This window comes from Geodermatophilus sp. SYSU D01180, from assembly GCF_054050415.1.
Window position 1 is genome coordinate 39,670 of sequence record NZ_JBJGZH010000031.1, and the last position, 8,500, is coordinate 48,169.

At 73.3% G+C, this 8,500-nt stretch carries 8 protein-coding genes; all 8 read left to right on the forward strand.

Annotated features, from left to right (window positions below):
• Positions 1-37 precede the first annotated feature (37 nt).
• Positions 38-361 carry an antibiotic biosynthesis monooxygenase family protein gene (locus tag ACI8AA_RS20885; protein ID WP_456943352.1) on the forward strand — a complete coding sequence of 108 codons (324 nt, stop codon included), beginning with the start codon at positions 38-40 and terminating at the stop codon, positions 359-361.
• A gap of 119 nt (positions 362-480) precedes the next feature.
• Entirely contained in the window at positions 481-1,620 is a 1,140-nt protein-coding gene (locus ACI8AA_RS20890; protein WP_457046286.1) for a branched-chain amino acid aminotransferase, read from the forward strand.
• 32 nt (positions 1,621-1,652) lie between these two features.
• Positions 1,653-2,621 carry a bifunctional riboflavin kinase/FAD synthetase gene (locus ACI8AA_RS20895; protein ID WP_457046287.1) on the forward strand — a complete coding sequence of 323 codons (969 nt, stop codon included), beginning with the start codon at positions 1,653-1,655 and terminating at the stop codon, positions 2,619-2,621.
• Positions 2,622-2,749: 128 nt separating this feature from the next.
• Positions 2,750-3,019, forward strand: a complete 270-nt coding sequence (gene rpsO / locus ACI8AA_RS20900; RefSeq protein ID WP_072920360.1) for a 30S ribosomal protein S15 — start codon at positions 2,750-2,752, stop codon at positions 3,017-3,019.
• 248 nt (positions 3,020-3,267) lie between these two features.
• Positions 3,268-5,544 carry a polyribonucleotide nucleotidyltransferase gene (locus ACI8AA_RS20905; protein WP_457046288.1) on the forward strand — a complete coding sequence of 759 codons (2,277 nt, stop codon included), beginning with the start codon at positions 3,268-3,270 and terminating at the stop codon, positions 5,542-5,544.
• A gap of 40 nt (positions 5,545-5,584) precedes the next feature.
• Positions 5,585-6,925, forward strand: coding sequence for a M16 family metallopeptidase (locus ACI8AA_RS20910; RefSeq protein ID WP_457046289.1), 1,341 nt, complete (start codon positions 5,585-5,587; stop codon positions 6,923-6,925).
• A 28-nt stretch (positions 6,926-6,953) separates the two neighbouring features.
• Entirely contained in the window at positions 6,954-7,385 is a 432-nt protein-coding gene (locus ACI8AA_RS20915; protein WP_457046290.1) for a VanZ family protein, read from the forward strand.
• Entirely contained in the window at positions 7,382-8,188 is an 807-nt protein-coding gene (gene dapB, locus ACI8AA_RS20920; RefSeq protein ID WP_457046291.1) for a 4-hydroxy-tetrahydrodipicolinate reductase, read from the forward strand. The genes ACI8AA_RS20915 and dapB overlap by 4 nt, the downstream gene beginning before the upstream one ends.
• The last annotated feature ends 312 nt before the right edge of the window (positions 8,189-8,500 follow it).

The window sequence follows — 8,500 nt, forward strand, 5'->3', positions numbered from 1 at the left end:
GGGATTGACGGTCCCCCCGGGCGGGAAGGGGGCTGCCATGAGCGTCGTCAAGATCAACGCCATCACCGTGCCGCCGCACATGCAGGAGCGCTTCGAGGAGCGCTTCCGCGGCCGCGCCGGCGCCGTGGAGAAGACCCCCGGCTTCGAGTGGTTCGAGCTGCTGCGGCCGCTGGAGGGCACCGACCAGTACCTCGTCTACACCCGGTGGGAGAGCGAGGAGGCCTACCGCTCCTGGGAGGACGGGCAGGACTTCGCCCGCGCCCACGAGGGCGGCGGCGACGAGCTCGCCCCGGCGGCCAGCGACTCCCACCACCTGTGGTCCTACGAGGTCGTCGAGAGCTCGGCACCGGACCGGCCCTGACCCGCGCGGGCGACGGCGGCGGTCGGCTCCCGGCCGCCGCCGGGCCCGGGGCTACTGTGAGCGGAGGGGCGGGCCCGACGCCGCCCCGGCCGCAGACGGAGCACGCGCAGGTGGGAGCCATGACCGACACGCTCGCCGACAGCAGGACCACGCCCCGGGTCTTCACCGAGGGCGTCCCGGTGACCGTGGAGGACGTCCCCCGCCGCCCGGCTGCCGAGCGCCGGGAGGTGCTGGCCGACCCCGGCTTCGGCCGGCACTTCACCGACTCGATGTTCGTGGCCCGCTACACGGCCGGCCGCGGCTGGCACGACGCCCGCCTGACGCAGTACGCGCCGCTGCAGGTCGACCCGGCCACGGCCGCGCTGCACTACGCGCAGTCGATCTTCGAGGGGCTCAAGGCCTACGCCCAGCCCGACGGCAGCGTGGCGACCTTCCGGCCCGAGGCCAACGCCGCCCGCTTCGCCCGCAGCGCCCGCCGGCTGGCGATGCCGCCGGTGCCCGAGGAGGCCTTCCTCACCGCCGTCGACGCGCTCGTCGACGCCGACCGCGACTGGGTGCCCACCGGCCCCGACCAGACGCTCTACCTCCGGCCCTACCAGCTGGCCACCGAGCCGTTCCTCGGCGTGCGGCCGGCGAACGAGTACCTGTTCCTGGTCATCGCCAGCCCCGCCGGCGCGTACTTCCCGCGCGGCGTGCACCCGGTGAGCGTCTACCTGTCCGAGGACTACATCCGGGCCGCGCCCGGCGGCACCGGCGACGTCAAGTGCGCCGGCAACTACGCCGCCAGCCTGCTGGCCCAGGAGCAGGCCATCGCCGCCGGCTGCGACCAGGTGGTCTGGCTCGACGCGGTCGAGAAGCGCTACGTCGAGGAGATGGGCGGGATGAACCTGTTCTTCGTCCTCGGCTCCGGCGACGACGCCGAGCTGGTCACCCCCGAGCTCACCGGCACGCTGCTGCCCGGCATCACCCGCGACTCGCTGATCTCCGTGGCGCGGGAGCGGGGCATGCGGGTCACCGAGCGGAAGTTCAGCGTCGACGAGTGGCGCGCCGGCGTCGCCGACGGCACGGTCACCGAGACCTTCGCCTGCGGCACCGCCGCGGTCATCACCCCGGTCGGCGAGGTGAAGGCGCGCACCGGCGACTTCACCGTCGGCGACGGGACGCCGGGGCCGGTCACCATGGGCCTGCGCGAGCACCTGCTCGACATCCAGCACGGCCGGGTGCCCGACACCCACGGCTGGCTGCACCGGGTCGCCTGAGCGACCCGGCGGCGACACGGGGGAGCAGGCGGGTGCGGCACTGGCGCGGGCCGGCCGACGTCCCGGCCGACCTCGGCCGGACGGTGGTCACCGTCGGCATGTACGACGGCGTCCACCGCGGCCACCAGCAGCTGATCGGCACCGCCGTCGCCCGCGCGCGGGCGCTGCACCGGCCGTGCGTGCTGGTCACCTTCGACCCGCACCCGACCGAGGTCGTGCGGCCCGGCTCGCACCCGGCGATCCTCACCTCGCTGGACCGCAAGGCCGAGCTGGTCGCCGGGCTCGGCGTCGACGCAATGTGCGTCATCCCGTTCACGCCCGAGTTCAGCCGGCTGACCCCCGAGGAGTTCGCCCACGGCGTGCTCGTCGAGGACCTGCACGCCTCGGCGGTCGTCGTCGGCGAGAACTTCACCTACGGGCACAAGGCCGCCGGGAACGTCACCACGCTGACCCAGGAGGGCCGCCGGTTCGGCTTCGCCGTCGAGGGGATCCCGCTGGCCGGCGACGCCTCCGCCGACGGCGAGGTGACGATCTCCTCGACCTACATCCGCGCCTGCGTCGCCGCCGGGGACATGGAGAGCGCGGCGCGGGCGCTGGGCCGCCCGCACCGGGTCGACGGCGTCGTCGTCCGCGGCGACCGGCGCGGCCGGGAGCTCGGCTACCCGACGGCGAACGTCGAGTGCCCGCCGTTCACCGCGATCCCCGCCGACGGCGTCTACGCCGGCTCCCTGGTCACCCGCGACCCCGCTGGGCGCACCCTCGACAGCCGGCCCGCCGCCGTCTCGGTGGGCACCAACCCCACCTTCCAGGGCTCGCGGCGCACCGTGGAGGCCTACGTCCTCGACTTCGCCGGCGACCTCTACGGCGAGCACGTCGGCGTCGAGTTCGTCTCCCGGCTGCGCCCGATGACCACCTTCGCCGGGGTCGACGAGCTGGTGACGGCCATGGCCGACGACGTCGTCCGCACCCGCGCGGTCCTGGGGCTGCCCCCCGCCGGGTGATCACCGCGCCGGGCCCCCGCCGGCGCGCTGGTAATGTGCTCGACGCCGTGTATGCACGGCTTCGTGTGCACCCCTGCCCCCGTGAACCAGACCGGGGGCCACACCCGACCTGGCCAGGAGGCCCGCCCATGGCGCTCGACAGCGCGACGAAGCAGCAGATCATGACCGAGTACGCGACGGTCGAGAAGGACACGGGCTCGCCCGAGGTCCAGGTCGCGATGCTCACCCGCCGGATCAGCGACCTGACCGAGCACCTCAAGCAGCACAAGCACGACCACCACAGCCGGCGCGGCCTGCTGCTGCTGGTCGGCCGCCGTCGCCGGCTGCTGAACTACCTGGCGAAGACCGACATCAACCGCTACCGCTCGCTCATCGAGCGGCTCGGTCTGCGCCGCTGACCCCAGAGGGGACCGTCCCGCCCGGGACGGTCCCCTCTCTCGTGGGGCACCCGCCCCACGGGACCCACGGCGCCCCGCCCGCGCACCCCGACGCTGGTCGGTCCTCGGTGGTGGCCCCCGGGAATGCCCCTCCACGGGAGGGGGAACGACCCCCGTGGGCTTCGATCGAAGACCGGTCACCCGGGAGCAGTCCGGCGCAGGACGCCACGAAGAGGACGTCGCCGCATGCGACGTAGGAAGAGGACGACGTGTCCGCACCCACCACCCAGGGCAGCATCGCTGCCGAGTACGACCCCGAGGACGGGGTCACCACCGCCACCGCGGTCATCGACAACGGCAGCCACGGCAGCCGCAGCATCACCTTCGAGACCGGGCGGCTGGCCAAGCAGGCCGCCGGCTCGGTCGTCGTCAGCACGGGCGACACCATGCTGCTGTCGGCCACCACGGCCAGCCGGCAGCCCAAGGAGCACTTCGACTTCTTCCCGCTGACGGTCGACGTCGAGGAGCGGATGTACGCCGCCGGGCGCATCCCCGGCTCGTTCTTCCGCCGCGAGGGCCGCCCGAGCGAGGACGCGATCCTCACCTGCCGGCTCATCGACCGCCCGCTGCGGCCGACCTTCGCCAAGGGCCTGCGCAACGAGGTCCAGGTCGTCATCACCGTGCTGTCGCTGGACCCGGCGCACCTCTACGACGTGCTGGCCATCAACGGCGCGTCGGCGTCCACCCAGCTGTCGGGCCTGCCGTTCTCCGGCCCTGTCGGCGGCACCCGCGTCGCGCTGGTCGGCGGCCAGTGGATCGGCTTCCCCACGCACGCCGAGCTCGAGGACGCCGTCTTCGACATGGTCGTGGCCGGCCGCCTGCTCCCGGACGGCGACGTCGCGATCATGATGGTCGAGGCCGAGGCCACCGAGAAGACGATCGAGCTGGTCCGCGGCGGCGCCACCGCGCCGACCGAGGAGGTCGTCGCCCAGGGCCTCGAGGCCGCCAAGCCCTTCATCAAGGCGCTGTGCGAGGCGCAGACGGCGCTCGCCGAGAAGGCCGCCAAGCCGGTCGCGGAGTTCCCGCGCTTCCTGGACTACCAGGACGACGTGTACGCCGCCGTCGAGTCCGCCGCGCTGGACCGGCTGACCGAGGCGCAGGCCATCGCCGGCAAGCAGGAGCGCAACGACGCCACCGACGCACTCAAGGACGAGGTCGCCGCCTCGCTGGCCGAGCAGTTCGCCGGCCGCGAGAAGGAGGTGTCGGCCGCCTTCCGCGCCGTCACCAAGAAGGTCGTCCGGCAGCGCATCCTGCGCGACAAGGTCCGCATCGACGGCCGCGGCGTCACCGACATCCGGCCGCTGTCGGCCGAGGTCGAGGTCGTCCCGCGGGTGCACGGCTCGGCGCTGTTCGAGCGCGGCGAGACCCAGATCCTGGGCGTCACCACGCTGAACATGCTCCGCATGGAGCAGCAGCTCGACACGCTCTCGCCCGAGACGCGCAAGCGCTACATGCACAACTACAACTTCCCGCCGTACTCCACCGGCGAGACCGGCCGCGTGGGCTCGCCCAAGCGCCGCGAGATCGGCCACGGCGCGCTCGCCGAGCGCGCGCTGCTGCCGGTGCTGCCCGACCGCGAGGAGTTCCCCTACGCGATCCGGCAGGTGTCCGAGGCGCTGGGCTCCAACGGCTCGACGTCGATGGGCTCGGTGTGCGCCTCGACCCTGTCGCTGCTCAACGCCGGTGTGCCGCTGCGCGCCCCGGTCGCCGGCATCGCCATGGGCCTGGTGTCCGACGAGGTCGACGGCAAGACCGAGTACGTCGCGCTGACCGACATCCTCGGCGCCGAGGACGCCTTCGGTGACATGGACTTCAAGGTCGCCGGCACGAAGGACTTCGTCACGGCCCTGCAGCTGGACACCAAGCTCGACGGCATCCCGTCCGACGTGCTCGCCCAGGCGCTGACCCAGGCCCGCGCCGCCCGCCTGCACATCCTCGACGTGATGAACGAGGCCATCGACGGCCCCGACGAGATGAGCCCCTACGCCCCGCGCGTGACCACGGTGCGCATCCCGGTCGACAAGATCGGCGCGGTCATCGGCCCCAAGGGCCAGATGATCAACTCGATCCAGGACGAGACCGGCGCCGAGATCACCATCGAGGACGACGGCACCATCTACGTCGGCGCCTCCGACGGCCCCTCGGCCCAGGCCGCGGTCGACCGCATCAACGCGATCGCCAACCCGCAGATGCCGAAGGTCGGGGAGCGCTTCCTCGGCACCGTCGTCAAGACGACGCCGTTCGGCGCCTTCGTCTCGCTGCTGCCGGGCAAGGACGGCCTGGTGCACATCAGCAAGCTGGGCGGCGGCAAGCGCATCGGCAAGGTCGAGGACGTCGTGAACGTCGGCGACAAGCTGCAGGTCGAGATCACCGACATCGACGCCCGCGGCAAGATCAGCCTGGTCCCGGTGGCCGCCGAGGGCGAGGGTGCCGCCGCCGGCGACGGCGCGGCCCCGGCCGACGCCCCCGCTCCCGCGGAGGCCTGACACGGTCGCCGAACCGACGACGACCGGGGCCGGGCCGGGCGTGGGGTCCACCGACCTCACGTCCGCCCCGGCCCCGGTCGGTGTCACCCGCGTCATCGACGTCGACGAGGTCGGCGGCCGGGTCGAGCGCACGGTGCTGCCCGGCGGGCTGCGCGTGCTCACCGAGACGATGCCCGGCGTCCACTCGGCCACCCTCGGCATCTGGGTGGGCGTCGGCTCCCGGGACGAGAGCGACCGGGTCGCCGGCGCCTCGCACTTCCTCGAGCACCTGCTGTTCAAGGGCACCCGGAGCCGCAGCGCCCTGGAGATCGCGACGGCGATGGACGCCGTCGGCGGTGAGATGAACGCCTTCACCGCCAAGGAGCACACCTGCTACTACGCCAACGTGCTCGCCAGCGACCTCCCGCTGGCGGTCACGCTGCTCGGCGACCTGGTGACCGAGGCACTCAACACCGCCGAGGACCTGGAGTCCGAGCGGACGGTGGTGCTCGAGGAGATCGCCATGCGCGACGACGAGCCCTCCGACCTGGTGCACGACCTGTTCGCCGAGACGCTGTTCGGCGGCACCCCGCTGGGCCGCTCGGTGCTCGGCACCGTCGAGTCGATCGAGGGGCTGACCCGCGACGACGTCGACGGCTGGTACCGCTCGCGCTACGCCGTCCCCTCGATGGTGGTCACCGCCGCCGGCCGGGTGGACCACCAGCAGGTGGTGGACCTGGTGACGGCGGTCTTCGGCGACCGGCTGTCCGGCGCGGCGTCCCCGGCGCCGCTGCGCCGCGGCGAGGAACTCGTGCCCGGCCGCCCGGCGCGGCCCGCCGGGCTGATGAACCGGAAGACCGAGCAGACCCACCTGCTGCTGGGCAGCCTCGCGCTCAGCCGCTTCGACGAGCGGCGCTACGCCGCCGCGGTCCTGGAGACGGCGGTCGGCGGCGGGATGAGCTCGCGCCTGTTCCAGGAGATCCGGGAGAAGCGCGGGCTGGTCTACAGCGTCGGGTCGGCGCTGACCTCCTACGCCGGCACCGGAACGTTCTCCGTCTACGCCGGCTGCGCCAAGAAGCGGGTGCCCGAGGTGCTGCGCCTGGTGCGCGAGGAGCTGGCCCGGGTGGCCGCCGAGGGGCTCACCGCCGAGGAGGTGGCCCGCGGCCGCGGCCAGCTGCGCGGCGGGACGGTGCTCGGCCTCGAGGACACCGGTTCGCGGATGAGCCGGCTGGGCAAGAGCGAGCTGTCACACGGGGAGTACATCCCCGTGCGTGAGGTGCTCGACCGGATCGCCGCCGTCGACGAGGACCAGGTCCGCGCGGTCGCCGCGGACCTGCTGGGCCGGGAGACCTGCCTGGCCGTCGTCGGCCCCTACCGGGAGTCCGACCTCGACCGGCTCTGACCCGCCCAGCCCGACGACCGGAGACCCGATGACCGCCCCGCGTCCGCACCCGGCGTTCCGCGTGCACGGAGCGCTGTCCCGCGGCGCCTTCGCGGTGACGGTGCTCGTCTCGCTCGCCGTGCTGTTCGCGCCGGCCTCCGACGTGCCCGCCGCCCCGCCGGGCGTGGACAAGCTCGTCCACCTCGCGCTGTTCCTGGCGCTGGCGCTCGCCGGACGGTGGGCGGGGGCGTGTCCGGGGCCGCTGACGGTGCTGCTGCTCGTCTACGGCGCGGTCAGCGAGGTGGTCCAGGCGGTCACGCCCGTGGAGCGCTCGGGCTCGGTCCTCGACTGGCTCGCCGACGCCGCCGGGGTCGGGCTCGGCCTGCTGCTGTGGGCGGCGGGGGAGCGCCGGACCGCCCGCGTGACCCGTGCCGGGGCCGTCTTGCATCGGGACGGGCCGCCGGGAAGCCTGACCCGGTGACCACGAGCACCCCCGCACCCGACCAGCAGGCGACCGGCGTGACCACGGGCGAGCCGCCCCGGATCTCGGTGGGTGTGCTCGGCGCCCGCGGCCGGATGGGCACCGAGGTGGTGAAGGCGGTCAACGCCGCCGAGGACCTCGAGCTCGTCGCGATGGTCGACGAGGGGGACTGGCTGTTCAACGTCGCCGACGCCGGCGCGCAGGTGGTCGTCGACTTCACCCGCCCGGACGTCGTCATGGACAACATCCGGTTCTGCATCGACCAGAACATCCACTGCGTCGTCGGGACGACGGGCTTCGACGAGCAGAAGCTGGCCACGGTCGCCGAGTGGCTGGAGCCCAAGCCCGAGGTGGGCGTGGTCATCGCCCCCAACTTCGGCATCGGGGCCGTGCTGCTCATGCGCTTCGCCCAGGAGGCGGCGCGGTTCTTCCCCTCCACGGAGATCGTCGAGCTGCACCACCCGAACAAGGTCGACGCCCCGTCGGGCACCGCCGTCCGCACCGCGCGCCTCGTCGCCGCTGCCCGGCGGGCGGCCGGAATGCCGGCGTCGCCGGACGCGACCACCGACTCGCTCCCCGGGGCTCGCGGTGCCGACGTCGAGGGCATCCCGGTGCACGCCGTGCGGCTCACCGGCATGGTCGCGCACCAGGAGGTCCTCATGGGTGCGGCGGGGGAGACGCTGACGCTGCGCCACGACTCCTTCGACCGCGCGTCCTTCATGCCCGGCGTGCTGCTCGCCGTCCGCGAGATCGGCCGCCGGCCGGGGCTGACCGTGGGGATCGAGTCCTTCCTCGGCCTCTGATCCGCCCCGTGACGGGGTGTGACCGAGACCCCGTGTGCACGACCCCCAGATGTCGTGTACTGTTCTCTTCGCGCCGGACGGAGCCCGCGAGGGCCACGGAGGAGCACCGCGAAGGTGCAGGACTCCGGAGCCGGCGTAGAGTAGGACAAGCCGCCACCGAGGAAGCCCGAGAGGGTCGAGTTGGTGCGCGTCCGCTCCTTGAGAACTCAACAGCGTGCCGAAAGTCAGTGCCAAGTAACAAACCCCCGCACTGCACGGTCTGTGGATCGTGGAGTGAGGGTTCCTTTGGTTGATGACATCGAGAGTGCCAAC